Genomic DNA, 13,761 nt, shown 5'->3' on the forward strand with positions numbered 1-13,761 from the left:
AGTTCTTGCTCTCAATATCGAGTCTGAATATCAAGCCTGAATATTACGAGAGAGTGTGTAGTGCATAATCCGTCCTGCATAATCCATCCTGCATAATCTAGGGTCGGCTGGTCGCGGTGCCCGTGGCCGCCTTGTCTACCATCAGCATCGGACCATGCGAGAACTGTTGCGAATCTCCCCGCACCACAGCAGGCGTTATCAGGATCAGCAATCGGGCCACATTCTCGTTCCTCTGGATGTCGCTGAGATCCTCCAGACCCGGAATGTCGCCCAATCCCGGCGTTCCACTCAGAGCCCTTGATTCCTGACGGGAAAGATCGCTCAACAGCACAGCCGTCTCTCCTGCCCGCAGTGTCAACACACCGGCAACCTGCTGGCTGTTCAGGATTGGAATATCGTTCAGACTCGCTCCGCCCAGGGACTCAATCTTCAGGTCCAGCGAGATAGCAACATCGCCGGAACGCATGATCTTGGGGGCGGTCGCCTTCAATGTCAATCCAAGATCCTCATACTGAATCTGCGGAACAGTCTGATTCGCTCCCGAAGTTCCAGCAAGCGCCGTCACCGCCAGCGAAGAGTAGGACGATGTCTCGATCGGATAGCGCTCTCCGATCTTCAGCGTCCCGTCTTCCTGGTCTCCCAGTCGCAGATGCAGATCCTCGATCATCCGCGTATCGCTGGTGTTCAAACTCAACGTCAGCGTCGCCGGGCTGGGAGTAACGATACTCTGCGTAAGTCCGCCGCCAAAGGGCAGAAAGCCCTGGTTGAAAGGCGTACCCGTCAGTTGCCCCGAAGCCACCAGGATAGCGAGAATCTCGACCTGGTTCGCCAGCGTACTCTGATTCGGCACGAGCCCTGAAGATATGATCTGCTGCACCAGCGACTGATTCTGACTCAGCACCGAATTGATCTCCGAGAAGACGTTGAACACTCCGGTCTGCTGAAAAAATGTCGCCCCTGTCTCCCGCATACTGACGTGCGACAGTTGAAGAATCTTGATATCGAGATCGAGCTGATTCCGGCCATCGATCAGTTGCCCGACCGTCTGGTTAAACGCCGCCAGTGTTTTCGTCGGAGCCTTGATCGTCATCGTTCCGCTGGTCGGCGAAATCACCGCATGTTGCGCGCTGAAAACATTCTTGGCCAGGTTGGCGACATCGGTCATCTCCTTATCCGATAAACCGGGTAAGTAAATCGTCTCCAACTGCTGCCGCTGAAAATCCGTACGATTGATAGGCGTGTCTCGCGCCACCAGAACGCGATGAGGATCGAGCGGCTCATAGAACGTCTGCGTCAGCAATCCAAGTACGCGCATCGCCTCGGTAAATGTCGCATCATCCAGATCGAACCGGATCGGTTTGGTCAGCACACTATCATGCACGGAGGCATCGATTCCGTACGCGTGAAAGACATCCTGCACCACCTGCCGCTGCCCATTCTTCAAGTGGAAGCTATGCTTATCGGCACTTGGCTGCAACTGGATCGGCCCGCCCAGCACCGTTGCCTCGACCGGAGCCGCAACAACTGGAGGCGCGTCCGCTGCTGTCCTGGCAACCTCGTCGCCCATCTCATCCAGATGCTCGATCAGCTCCGGGCTGGTAGGATCGACTTTCTTCGCACGCTGCAGCAGCGCCTCGGCCTTGCTGCTGTCTCCGCGAACATTTTCCCGGCTCGACTGCTGTACAAGCTGCGTTACAGCGCTTTGCTGAGCCAGGGCGGCTGCCCGGATATAGACGCTATTCTCCGGCTCAAGCTCGGCAGCCCGCTTCAGCAGCGCCCATGCCTGCTCCGGCTGTTCCTTTTCCAAAAGGCGCGTGCCTTGCAGATAGAGCTTCGCCGCCTTTCGCTGATTGCGAACGGAGCCAGCCTGTACCGGCTTCCCGATCGTAATCCCATCGGCGTTGTCTTTCTTGTCAGCCTTATCTTTCTTGTCTGTTTTATCCGTCTTGTCCGGCGCAGCAACCGGCGGTTGCGTTGCCGCCGGAGTCTGCGCCTGTGCTCCGGGCGAGGCCGGTGCCTGGGTCGCAGGTTGTGCTGTTGGGGTCGCAGTCTGAGTCGTTTGGGTTGCAGTCTGTGCCGTCTGAGCTGGCGCCTGTGAACCGGTGCCCGTCTGCTGTCCACTCTGGCCAGACAGCGCCAGCGCCAGCAATGCCGCAACCATCACGGCTGCACCGCCGCACGTACATTCGTCTCAGCCAGTAAATCAGCCAGCGAAGTAGTGCAGACCTCCGGCTTCATCTCGGCCAGTTCATCAAATCCATAATTGCCCGTAGCGACCGCAATCACCGGCAGGGAATTCGCCCGTGCCGCCTCAATGTCACGCGGCGTATCGCCCACCACGCATGGGCTCACATTGGGACCAGCGATCTCGCGAGCCTTGAAGACCGCATCCCGGATCATCTCCGAACGCACTTCAAACTTGTCGCTGAATCCGCCAAAGCGAAACCACTCACGCAGCCCCACAAGCTCCACCTTGGTCCAGCCAATCATCTCCAGGTTGCCGGTCGCCAGGCCAAGCAGCGCACCGCGCTCGGCAAGATGCCTGAGAGTCTCTTCGATACCGGGCATCCTCCACATATCCAGGTCTGCGCGCCGTGTCTCAATCGTCTGGCGCATCGCTTCGAGAATCGCCTCGTTCTGCGACTCCCAGGCATCTACCGCGATCCCTGCCTGGGCAAAAGCCTCGCGCAGAATCGCCGTATCCGTGCCGCCATGCAGCACCATGCCTTCCAGCGAAATCTCCAGCCCTGTTACCTGACGAACACTCGATGCAAAGGAATTGAAATGGATGCGGTCACGGCTGCGCAAGATCGTACCGTCAATGTCGAACAGATACGCGTCCTGCGCATCCCAGACAAATCCATCCTGAATAGAAACGCGCGCCAACGACTTGCCTTGAGCCGATTGAATTTCAGTTGTAGCCATATCTCGCTTTTCGGGGAACCAGTCAGCAGCCATCAAACCTACCGACCTGGCGAATCTCTGGACTAACGAATTTGCTGACGCAGTCCGCTATGTACCAGACGTTCGCTGCGCACCGGACGCTTGAGCCCCGCACGTACTTCCGCAACTTCCAGCTCCAGCTCAGCCATAGTGCGGCTCAGCGTGTTGCGATGCATCCCCAGCTCATCGGCGGCTTTACACTGGTTGCCGCGGTTGGCCCGCAGCACTTCGAGTAAATATTGCCGTTTGAACTGTCGTACAGCATCCTCATAGCGGATGCCGGTTGAATGCATTTGGGTGATCAGGCTGTCTAGTTCGCGCTTCACGTCGTCCTCGTGTCTCAATAGAGTGCCATGCCCGGCTTCTATCTGTCTCAAGTCTTCTACAAAATCTTTATGCCTTCTCGGGATGCATCCACTCCGGTGTGTCCTTTTCAAGAACCCGTAAGCCATCGAGAATCCGATGCTTCAACTCATCCGGAGTCATCTGCGTCGTCAAGTGTGCCGTGCCTAAAAAATATTTCGTCAATTGCGATTTGCCCAGCCACTGCGTCCTGGGATAAAACGCCGCCATCGTCACGATGCACAACGTCACCAGCAACGCTCCGCGCAGAAAGCCAAAGACAAATCCCGCCAGCCTGTCGAGCCACGCCAGTCCCACGCCGTGAATCACATTCTTGATCAGCATGCCCAGCAGGCCGGCCACAATCATCACCGCCAGCGCCAGCAGACAAAACCATATCGCTTCAGACAGCGACTTGTTGTGCAACAGGGGCCATAAATCGTCAGCAAAATGTCTGTAGTTCCAACTCGCAACTGCGATTCCCAGAATCAATCCCACCAGCGAAAAAATACTCTGAATCAACCCCGTCCGATATCCCACAATCGCACTCAGCAACAGCACCACGACAATAGCGATGTCCACAACATTCATGCCGCAGCCGATTCCTTCACGGGGTTCACCTCTAAGAATTTACAGCCAGCAGAGGTTTTCGTTTGAAACAAATATCAGCGTGGGACAACAAAAGCGAACCTGTTTCCCGCGAAGCGCAATCCGGTTCCCGGCAAAGCTCTCAGAGCCGCAGCTCCGAGCACCCGTTCAGAGCACCAGATCATGGCCCGTCAACAACCGAAACGCCTCAAGATACTTCGCCTGTGTCCTGTTCACCACATCCTCCGGCAACGCAGGCGCAGGGGCCTGCTTGTTCCAGCGAATGCTCTCCAGGTAATCGCGCACAAACTGCTTGTCAAAGCTCGGTTGCGCACCGCCCGGCCGCCACGACGCAGCCTCCCAGAAGCGCGAAGAATCAGGCGTCAAAGCCTCATCGCCGAGAATGATCTGTGTCGTACTTCCCTGACTGCTCACACGTCCAAACTCAAACTTCGTATCCGCGAGAATCAACCCATGCTTCTCCGCATGAGTCGCAGCCTTCGTATAGAGCGCCATCGTCAACCGCCGCAGCTCCGCAGCATCCGCAGCGCCAATCGCGTCTTCCATCGCCGAGAAAGGAATATTCTCATCGTGCGCGCCATCCTGGCTCTTTGTCGCAGGCGTGAACAAAGGCTCCGGCAATCGCGAACCATCCTGCAACTCCGCAGGCAACGCAATTCCGCAGACTGTTCCTGTAGCCTGATATTCCTTCCATCCCGAGCCAGCCAGATACCCGCGAGCAACACACTCCACGGGAAACATCTCCGCCCGCTTCACCAGCATCGTACGGCCCTCAAGCTGATCTGCATACGGCTGCAACTCGGTAGGGAACTCGCTCACCTCAGCCGTGATCAGGTGGTTGGGAACAATGTCCGCAAGCAGCTCAAACCAGAACAACGAGATCTGCGTCAGAATCTTTCCCTTGCCCGGAATCCCCGATCCCAGCACAAAATCAAACGCCGAGATACGATCGGAGGCCACTAGCAAAAGCGCATCCGCTCCGTCATGTTTCACAGAGTAAAGATCACGCACCTTGCCCCGCCCAATCAGCGGAACGCTACCAAGATTGCTCTGAAGGAGGACTGACAAGAGGGAAGCCTTTCAACAACCAATAAACTCAAAAAATCCTGAACCCGAAACCTTGATTCTCATTTTCCGTAGGTCACTTGTCAACGACCCAGGCTCCCGATTTCTCAATTAACGTAACACCGATAAAATGCCCCGCGATCAACTCCCATCCACATCGCTCAGATCAAAGCATCCATTCAAGTAAAATGACATTTCAACGATCGCGAGGAAAAAGATGGCAAATCGATACGGAGAAGCAGCTCTGATGGCTGCCCGGCAGTCCGCTTCTCAAAACATGAACCCCATGGATCAATGGCAAATCGCTATGGAATCGCTCTACCCCACCAGCATCGCCGCCCGCAAAAAAGGCAGCCCACGCGCCGCTTTTCTCGGATTGTGCGAAGAAGGCCTCGTGAAGGGAATTCCAGCCGGCCATTACCGCGCCTCCAAAGACGACAAAGCCAGCGCGATTCGAGCCGCAGCCTTACTTGTCGAAGGATCTCAAAGCTGGTCTATCGGCACCCTTTGGAAAGCAGTCTCCGAAAACTCCGAAAAGCCCCACAACAGCCAGTTGGATGTTGTCATGGCCCTCTGGAAAAACGACCTCATCGTCCGCAATCCCTAGAATTCCATGCATGCCACGCATGGAATTCCAGGGTCTCTCTCGGGACTAGGTAGTAGGACTAGGCAGTAGCCCTCTGCTGCCCGCCCATATGTACACTCACGATCTTTGAAACACCGGGCTCCTGCATCGTCACGCCATAGATCATATCCGCCGTCTGCATCATCCGCTTGGAGTGCGTCACCAGCAGGAACTGCGTATCCTGGCTCATTCCATGCAGCATGTCCGCGAGCCGCCCGACGTTGGTTTCATCGAGCGCCGCATCCACTTCGTCCAGTACGCAGAAAGGTGCAGGCTGATACTGGAAGATTCCAACCAGCAGACTCAGCGCAGTAAGCGCCTTTTCGCCGCCCGAAAGCAGCAGTACATTCTGCAGCTTCTTGCCCGGAGGCGAAGCCACAATCTCAAGCCCGCTCTCGGCCTGATTCTCCGCATCCGTCAAGCGCAGAAACGCCTGCCCGCCATGGAACAATCTGCTGAACACATGCCCAAAGTTCTCATTGATCTTCACAAACGCTTCATCGAACTTCGTGCGTGAAATCTGATCGATCTCCTTGATCGTGCTCTGCGTATTCTCAATCGAATCGATCAGGTCTTTGCGCTGTGTCTCAAGGAACTCATGCCGCTCCGAAGTCTCCTTGTACTCCTCAAGCGCCATCATGTTCACCGGACCCATCGCCTCAAGCTTCTGCCGCAACTCGCGCCCGGCCTCTTCTTCAGCAACAAGCTCATCGCCTTCAAGATGGGCAATTCCTTCTTCCGCACGAAGCGCAACTGCCTCCACGCCAAGCTCATTCAAACAACCGGCTTCGAGATGCTCAAGATCGCTCTTCAGCTTCGCCGCCTGGCTCGCAAACAAACTGCGCTTCTCGCGGAAAGCATCCGTCGATGAGCGCAGAATCTTCAACTGCGCTTCCATCGTGGCAAGCTGCTCACGCAAAGCCTTCGCCTCTGCGGCAGCGCTGCGAGCCTCTTCAAGAGCCTGATCGCGTGAGGCTTTCAACTCAAGCTGACGCACCTCAAGCTGGCCACTCTCGCCAATGCGCTGATCGCGTTCCGCCTCGGCTGCAACACGCTGCTGCTCCAGCGCCAGCACGCGCCGCTCCATGTCCGCATGAAGCTGATCGATGCGCCTGTAAGCACTCTCTGCGCCGCGTCTCCGTTCTTCAAGTCCAGCCAGTTCCGCTGTAACCCGCGCAGCTTCCTGCTGCAATCCCTCGCGGCCCTGGCGCAACTCGGATAGACCCTGCTGCAACTCCTCCAGCCGAACCTCAGCCGCCGTATGCTCCGCTTCAAGCCGCTGTGCCTCTTCAAGCTTCTGCCCGATCAATCCCTGCTTCTGGTCGCTTGCTTCCTTGTTCCGCGCAGCCTGTAGCAGCCACTCCTGCAGCCGCCGCTCGATTCGTTGAACTTCGGACTCCATCTGCTTCAGAGCCGCGCCCTGGTTGGCCGCATCGCGCTCCGCCTGCCGTCGCTGCTCGCTCAACTGCTCAAGCCGCGCCGCCACTTCTTCAATGGCTCGCGCCGCTTCAACCGCACTGATCTCCGCGTGATTCAGATCCGCTTCAACACTCGACAACTTTTTTTGCGTCTCGCGAAGCTCGCGCTTCACCGCCAGCGGACCCTCGGCCGCAGGCTTGCCGCCGCTCACCGTCGCGTTATGAAAGCACTCACCCGTAGGTGCAAGAAAATAGCCCTGCGGATAACTCATCGCGCTCTTCCGCGCGGTCTCCGCATCCGGAGCAAGATATCCATGACGCAGCTTCGGCAGCATCCCTTCAAGCGCCTGACCAAAACCGTTCTGCACCTTGATCATCTGCCGCAGAGAGACAAGGCCTTCGCCTGAAATCACATCGTTGGAGTGATTGGAAACAGCCGAGCCATCCTCCGGATGAACCAGGAAGGTCGCACGCCCATCCATCCCCGAACGCAGCAGCCGAACGCCTTCTTCCGCATCGCGCCAGTTCTTGACGACGATGTAATTCAGCTCTTCCCGCAGAAAATCATCCGCAATGACTTCATGCTCGCCAGCCACATCCAGAAAATCCGCCAGCGTTCCAATCGGAGTCATCCCCGGCCCAAGTGAGTCCGCCTTCAGCAGCTTCCGCACCGTCTCCGTCGAATAGCTGTGATTCTTGATCACCGAGTCCAGCGAGTTGCGTCGTCCTGTAAGCGAAGCCTGCTCACTGCGAAGCTGATTGGTCCGCGTGCGCAGCGCTGCTTCTTCCTGCCTTCGAACGCCGAGCGTCTCGCGCAGCTCTGCAATCTCCGCTTCAAGCTGCTTCAGAGCTTCGGTCGCAGTCTCAAAACGAATGCCGACCTGTCCACGCTCCGCGCCAAGATTTCCCGCCTCAGCCCGCGCCTGGCCCATCTCGTTTTCAAGCCGTTGCGCCTCGCGCTCAAGCGCCGCAAGCGACTCCTCTGCCTGCGCCGTCTGGTTGCGCGCCGTGCCTGCCAGGGTCAGCAAATGCATCGCATTGCGGCGTCCGCTCTCCAGCCCCCGCTCCGCGTCGAAAACCTGTTGTGCCGCACCCCGCGCTTCATTCTGCCGCGCCTCAACCTGCTGGCGAAACGCCCGCGACTCCTCCGCCGCATTCTCCAGGAACTGCTTGTGCTGCGTCCGCTCTTCACCGATTCCGGCAATCTGCGTCCGTGTCTGTTCCAGATCTGCTGCCATGCCCGCCAGCCGTGACTCAAGCTCCGCCACACGCTCGCTGTTGCCACGCTCCCGCGCCGCAGCCCGCTCAAGTTCGACAGCCGCGCCATTGGCCTGTGCCTGCGACTGCTGCCCCAGCTTGTCGAGCTCAAATCCCCGCTCGCTCAGCCCGTGCGAAGAGCCCTCAAGCATCTCGATCTCCGACGCGGAGCCATCGATCTGCGTCGTCAGCGTTGCAATCTCCTGCTCCAGCTTCAACTGCTCCGCATCCATTCGCGCCATGCGGCTGGCAATCGTTACCCGCAGCTTGGTCCGCAACTCATCGCGCAGCGCTGCAAAACGCTCCGCCTTGGCCGCCTGCCGCTTCAGGCTGTTCATCTGCCGCGTTACTTCATCGAAGATGTCATCCACGCGCGCCAGGTTCTGCTTCGCCGATTCAAGCCGTAACTCCGCCAACCGCTTCTTCGTCTTGAACCGCGTAATGCCCGCGGCTTCTTCAATAATCGCGCGACGATCGTGCGGCTTCGAACTCAGCAACTGCCCGATCCGCTCCTGCCCGATAATCGCGTAACTCTCCGGCCCAAGACCGGTACCCATGAAGATGTCCTGGATATCGCGTAACCGGCACAGCTTTCCGTTCAGCAGATACTCGCTCTCGCCAGTACGAAATAGCCGTCGCGTAATGACAATCTCGCCCTTCTGCGCCGGAGTCCGCTGAAACTTCCGGCGGCGAATCTTCAGCACCACCGCCTGCTCCGCGCCGCCCTGCATCTCGCTCTCCGTCGGCGGTGCAGGCGCAACTTCGCCCTCATCCTCGTCCACAACCTGCCCCGGCTGGTTCTCGGCAATCGCCTCTTCCACATCCGTGGCCCGCTGCTTTCGCAACGCAGTTTCGTCCCAGTCGGCGGGCATCTCGTTCTCGATATGCACCTCGGGGGCCATGGAATCAATCGCCATAGGCCCCTCATACGCCTCGGGATCCACCATTGTGATCGTCACTTCGGCCATTCCCAGCGCCTTGCGGTCCCGCGTTCCGGCAAAGATCACATCCATCATGTGCGCGCCGCGCAGCGTCTTTGCGCTCTGCTCGCCCAGCACCCAGGTCACGCCATCCAGAATGTTCGACTTGCCGCACCCATTCGGCCCCACCACCACCGCAATGCCCGTTCCCGGCAACGCTACTTCAGTACGGTCGGCAAAGCTCTTGAAGCCCAGGATATGGATCTTTTTCAGTTTCAGCATGCAAACTCCCCAATGGACGTGATCTTCATTACCGTGCCCCGGTCTTCAAATGAGAAGAAAAAGAGACGAGCCGGGTCGGCAAAATATTGCCATACGATTACAAAGCTAAGGGTGCGAATAGGCAGGGTCAACACCGTAAAACCCCGTTTTTGTGGATAAGAAGTCCGAAACCCCCATTCTGGAAAATATCCCGAAAAATCAAGGAATTAAGGACGAGTTTTCCTCAGGATCAGCCCTCAAACAGCCATTCAGTAGCGGCCCGGATGGGAGGTCCGGACGAGAGTACCAGACGAGAGTACCAGACGAGAGCGTCAGCCTAAACAGACCACCCCGCCGGCACCGCCTTCCGAATCACCTTCTCAATCGCCCGCAGCGCCTGCGGCCTCGGAAATCCAGGCCTGCTCGCCAGCCGAATCATCCGCGTCGACTTCTGCAAAAGCGGCCGCATCTCCACCCCTCGATTCAGAGTTCCCGCCTTCGCCAACCCGCGATTCTCCAGCCACGGCACAGCCAGCGCCGGAATCAGCGTAGTCCCATACCCTGCCGCCACCAGGTTCACCAGCGTCTCAAGCGTCGCCGCCTGCATCGTGCTCTGCAAGCCCACTTTGGCCCCGCACGCAGTCAATGTCTGATTTGCCAGGCAATGCCCATCCGCCATCACCAGCAGATCTTCGGCCATATCCTGCTCGTCCACCGTCTCGCTCTTCGTCAACCGGTGCTTCGGTGGCAAAACTGCCACCAGCGGCTCGGCAAACAACACAATCTCCGTAATCTCCGCCGTCCCCGTCGATGAGATCGAGGAACCAACCAGCGCAGCATCCAGCCGATGACTTCGCAACCCCTCGACCAACGCCCGCGTCTGATCCTCCCAAAGCTCAATCGCCAACCCCGGAAAAGCCTTTCGCAGCGGCCCCAGCATCAGCGGCAGCAGGTACGGAGCCAGCGTCGGAATCACCCCCAGCCGCAGCGCCCCCACCAGCGGATCGCGTGCCGCCTGCGCCACCGCCTCAATCTGCCCAGCCTCCGCCAGCGCCTTGTGCGCGTGCTCCAGAATCAACCGCCCCACCGGAGTCATATCCACGCGCTTGTTCGTTCGCTCCAGCAGCGTAACACCCAGCTCCTCTTCCAGCTTGCGAATCTGGCTGCTCAGCGTCGGCTGGCTCACATTGCAGGCCTCAGCCGCCCGCCCAAAATGCCGAAACTCAGCCACCGCCGCAAAATACCGCAACTCCTGCAAATTCATAGCCCACTCCAGCCTTCATCATAGCGAAACTCAATCGTCACAGTAGAAACTATCGATTTTACCAATGATGGTCCGAGGGGCTAGGGTTATTTCTGCACGGCATTCCGGGGAATCATTCCGGCCATTCCCGGCAACTAATATTCGCACCTGTGAATACCCGGCAATTCTTACGCTGACGGGCCAACAGGAAGCGCCAGCACCAACTGTAACCAGCTAAAAGGAGAGAACCTTGTCAGAAGAAGCAAAATGCCCGGTAGCGCACGGTACTCAAAGGCCCCTCGCGGGCGGTGTCCGTATGAACTCGGATTGGTGGCCTAATCAACTCAATCTGAAAATTCTGCACATGCACTCCCCCTTGTCCAGCCCCATGATCGAAGGGTTCAACTACGCTGAGGAGTTCAAGACCCTCGACCTGCACGCCGTGATCAAGGATCTCCAGGAATTGATGACCAGCTCGCAGTCCTGGTGGCCGGCAGATTACGGACACTACGGGCCGTTCTTCATCCGCATGGCATGGCACAGCGCAGGCACCTATCGCATCGCCGATGGACGCGGCGGCGCTGGCGCGGGCATGCAGCGGTTTGCCCCTCTCAATAGCTGGCCGGACAACGTCAGCCTCGACAAGGCGCGGCGGTTAATCTGGCCCATCAAGCAAAAATACGGCCGCAAAATCTCCTGGGCCGACCTGATTATTCTCACCGGTACCGTCGCGCTGGAGTCGATGGGACTCAAGACCTTCGGTTTCGCCGGCGGTCGCGAAGACGTCTGGGAGCCCGAAGAAGTCTACTGGGGCAATGAAACCACGTGGCTCGGAGACAACCGCTACAGCGGCGACCGTCACCTGGAGAACCCGCTCGGCGCCGTCCAGATGGGCCTCATCTACGTAAACCCGGAGGGCCCCAACAACAACCCCGATCCAGTCGCCGCGGTTCGCGATATACGTGAGACATTCGCGCGCATGGCGATGGATGACGAAGAGACAGTAGCGCTCATCGCAGGCGGACACACCTTCGGCAAAGCTCATGGCGCTGCCGATCCCGCAAAGTATGTCGGCCCCGAGCCCGAGGGTGCCGCAATCGAAGAGCAAGGCCTCGGCTGGAAGAGCAGTTTTGAAAGCGGCAGCGGTGCTCACGCCATCAGCAGTGGGTTAGAAGGCGCCTGGACCATGAATCCGACCAGGTGGGACAACAACTTCTTCGAAAACCTCTTCGCCTATGAATGGGAACTGACCAAAAGCCCCGCCGGTGCCCAGCAATGGACACCCAAGAACGGAGCAGCAGCCGGTACCGTGCCCGATGCTCATGACGCATCGAAGAGGCACGCTCCCATCATGTTCACGACCGATCTTGCCTTGATCATGGACCCCAGCTACAAGGAGATTTCGAAACGCTTCCTCGACGATCCCCAGTACTTCGCCCACGTCTTCACCAGGGCCTGGTTCAAGTTGACCCATCGCGACATGGGACCAATCGCGCGATACCTCGGCCCGCTCGTCCCAACCGAAACACTCATCTGGCAGGATCCCATTCCCGCAGTCGATCACGAACTGGTCGGAGAGCAGGACATCGCTGCCCTGAAGGCGAAAATCCTTGCCTCCGGACTTTCCATCTCCGAGCTCGTCACAACCGCCTGGGCATCGGCATCAACCTTCCGTGGCGGCGACAAGCGCGGCGGAGCGAACGGGGCACGCATTCGCCTCGAACCGCAAAAGGATTGGGAAGTCAACCAGCCCGCCCAACTCGCCAAGGTACTTCAGGCACTCGAAACGATCCAGAAAGACTTCAACGCTTCGCAGTCGGGCGGCAAGAAGGTTTCTCTCGCCGACCTTATCGTTCTCGGCGGCTCAGCAGCTGTTGAAGAAGCCGCGAAGAAGGCGGGCAGCGACGTAAAGGTTCCCTTTGCGCCCGGCCGCACCGATGCATCGCAGGATCAGACCGACGTGCACTCCTTCATTCCACTGGAGCCGACCGCAGACGCGTTCCGCAACTACCTCCGAAACGGGCAGCAGAGATCCCAGACCGATCTGCTCGTAGACAAGGCAAACCTGCTCACCCTGAGCGCTCCCGAGATGACCGTTCTGATCGGCGGCCTGCGCGTGCTCAATGCCAACTTTGGACAGACAACACACGGCGTCTTCACCAAGCGGCCGGAAACACTGACCAACGATTTCTTCGTAAACCTCCTCGACATGAGCACGAAGTGGCAGAAGTCAACCACTCCCGAAGGCGTGTCGCAAGGCTTGCTCGAAGGGCATGATCGCACCACCGGAGAGCTCAAGTGGACAGGCACCATCGTCGATTTGGTCTTCGGTTCAAACTCCCAACTCCGGGCCCTCGCCGAAGTCTATGCCTGCAGCGACTCGCAGGAGTCGTTCGTGCAAGCCTTCGCAGCAGCCTGGACTAAAGTGATGAACCTCGACCGCTTCGACATTTAACGCGACAACCTCGCATAACCTCAGCCGAAAGGCCTGACAGTCACACACAACACAGCCTCTACATGGCCTAGGGATATCCCGGGACAGGTAGAGGCTGTGTCGTTTCTATTGCTTTTCGCTCGTTGAAAGAAAGAGGAACAAAGGAAGGAGGAACTTGCAGGCAATATCTTGAAGCGCAAACAGGAACAGGTTCTGCGCGGCACATCTTTACGCTGAAATATTTTTCAAAATGATACAAAAACGCAAACCACCCCGGCCCTCGAATTCACATCCAATTTTTGAGAAGCATAGATAGGAATCAAGGGGATGTATATGCCAGGCTATTTCGTAATTAACTTAAAGGTCACGAATCGCCAGAAGATTGAGGAATACTCCGACGAAGTCGCTGTCCTGGTCGAGCAATATGGAGGTCATTACCTCGTACGTGGAGGCGCATACGACATCCTCGAAGGCGAGTGGGATGCCGACCGTGTCGTGGTCGTCGAGTTTCCCAACGTCGAAGCCGTGAAAAGTTTCCACGCCTCCGGCCAGTACGCTCGCCTCCATCAGATCTGCACCGAGGGCGCCAAATCCAACGCCATCGCCGTAGCAGGAGTCGAGCGGCGATCAGCCTGAGGCGCAGA

Annotated in this window: 10 protein-coding genes; 3 read left to right on the top strand and 7 right to left on the bottom strand. The window is 58.0% G+C overall.

Features of this window, described 5'->3' with window-relative positions; translation table 11 throughout:
- Positions 1-97: 97 nt before the first annotated feature.
- The 5 genes from OHL19_RS10160 to OHL19_RS10180 all read right to left on the bottom strand — a co-directional run bounded on the left by OHL19_RS10160 (position 98) and on the right by OHL19_RS10180 (position 4,962).
- Positions 98-2,161, bottom strand: a complete 2,064-nt coding sequence (locus OHL19_RS10160; RefSeq protein ID WP_263357548.1) for a hypothetical protein — start codon at positions 2,159-2,161, stop codon at positions 98-100.
- Positions 2,161-2,925, bottom strand: a complete 765-nt coding sequence (locus OHL19_RS10165) for an HAD family hydrolase (protein ID WP_263357549.1) — start codon at positions 2,923-2,925, stop codon at positions 2,161-2,163. Before OHL19_RS10165 ends, OHL19_RS10160 begins: the two co-directional genes overlap by 1 nt.
- A 62-nt stretch (positions 2,926-2,987) precedes the next feature.
- Positions 2,988-3,320, bottom strand: coding sequence for a helix-turn-helix domain-containing protein (locus tag OHL19_RS10170; protein WP_317890562.1), 333 nt, complete (start codon positions 3,318-3,320; stop codon positions 2,988-2,990).
- A gap of 16 nt (positions 3,321-3,336) precedes the next feature.
- Positions 3,337-3,876 carry a CvpA family protein gene (locus tag OHL19_RS10175; protein WP_263357550.1) on the bottom strand — a complete coding sequence of 180 codons (540 nt, stop codon included), beginning with the start codon at positions 3,874-3,876 and terminating at the stop codon, positions 3,337-3,339.
- A 165-nt stretch (positions 3,877-4,041) separates the two neighbouring features.
- A complete protein-coding gene (locus OHL19_RS10180; RefSeq protein ID WP_263357551.1) occupies positions 4,042-4,962 on the bottom strand; it encodes a phosphoribosylaminoimidazolesuccinocarboxamide synthase in 921 nt (306 codons plus the stop codon).
- Positions 4,963-5,176: 214 nt separating this feature from the next.
- Between OHL19_RS10180 and OHL19_RS10185 the strand changes: the two genes are divergently transcribed.
- Positions 5,177-5,566: a DUF6979 family protein gene (locus tag OHL19_RS10185; protein ID WP_263357552.1), complete on the top strand. Its 390-nt coding sequence runs from the start codon at positions 5,177-5,179 to the stop codon at positions 5,564-5,566.
- 58 nt (positions 5,567-5,624) lie between these two features.
- On the opposite strand, the gene smc is transcribed toward OHL19_RS10185, so the two are convergent.
- Both smc and OHL19_RS10195 read right to left on the bottom strand, forming a co-directional pair.
- Positions 5,625-9,461 carry a chromosome segregation protein SMC gene (smc, locus tag OHL19_RS10190; protein ID WP_263357553.1) on the bottom strand — a complete coding sequence of 1,279 codons (3,837 nt, stop codon included), beginning with the start codon at positions 9,459-9,461 and terminating at the stop codon, positions 5,625-5,627.
- A gap of 316 nt (positions 9,462-9,777) precedes the next feature.
- Entirely contained in the window at positions 9,778-10,704 is a 927-nt protein-coding gene (locus OHL19_RS10195; RefSeq protein WP_263357554.1) for a LysR substrate-binding domain-containing protein, read from the bottom strand.
- Between the two features lie 229 nt (positions 10,705-10,933).
- Between OHL19_RS10195 and katG the strand changes: the two genes are divergently transcribed.
- Together katG and OHL19_RS10205 are read left to right on the top strand one after the other, a co-directional pair.
- A complete protein-coding gene (katG, locus tag OHL19_RS10200) occupies positions 10,934-13,138 on the top strand; it encodes a catalase/peroxidase HPI (protein WP_263357555.1) in 2,205 nt (734 codons plus the stop codon).
- 306 nt (positions 13,139-13,444) lie between these two features.
- Complete coding sequence (locus OHL19_RS10205; RefSeq protein WP_263357556.1) at positions 13,445-13,753, top strand: DUF1330 domain-containing protein; 309 nt, start codon at positions 13,445-13,447, stop codon at positions 13,751-13,753.
- Positions 13,754-13,761 lie beyond the last annotated feature (8 nt).

Source organism: Acidicapsa ligni, assembly GCF_025685655.1.
Lineage (GTDB): Bacteria > Acidobacteriota > Terriglobia > Terriglobales > Acidobacteriaceae > Acidicapsa > Acidicapsa ligni.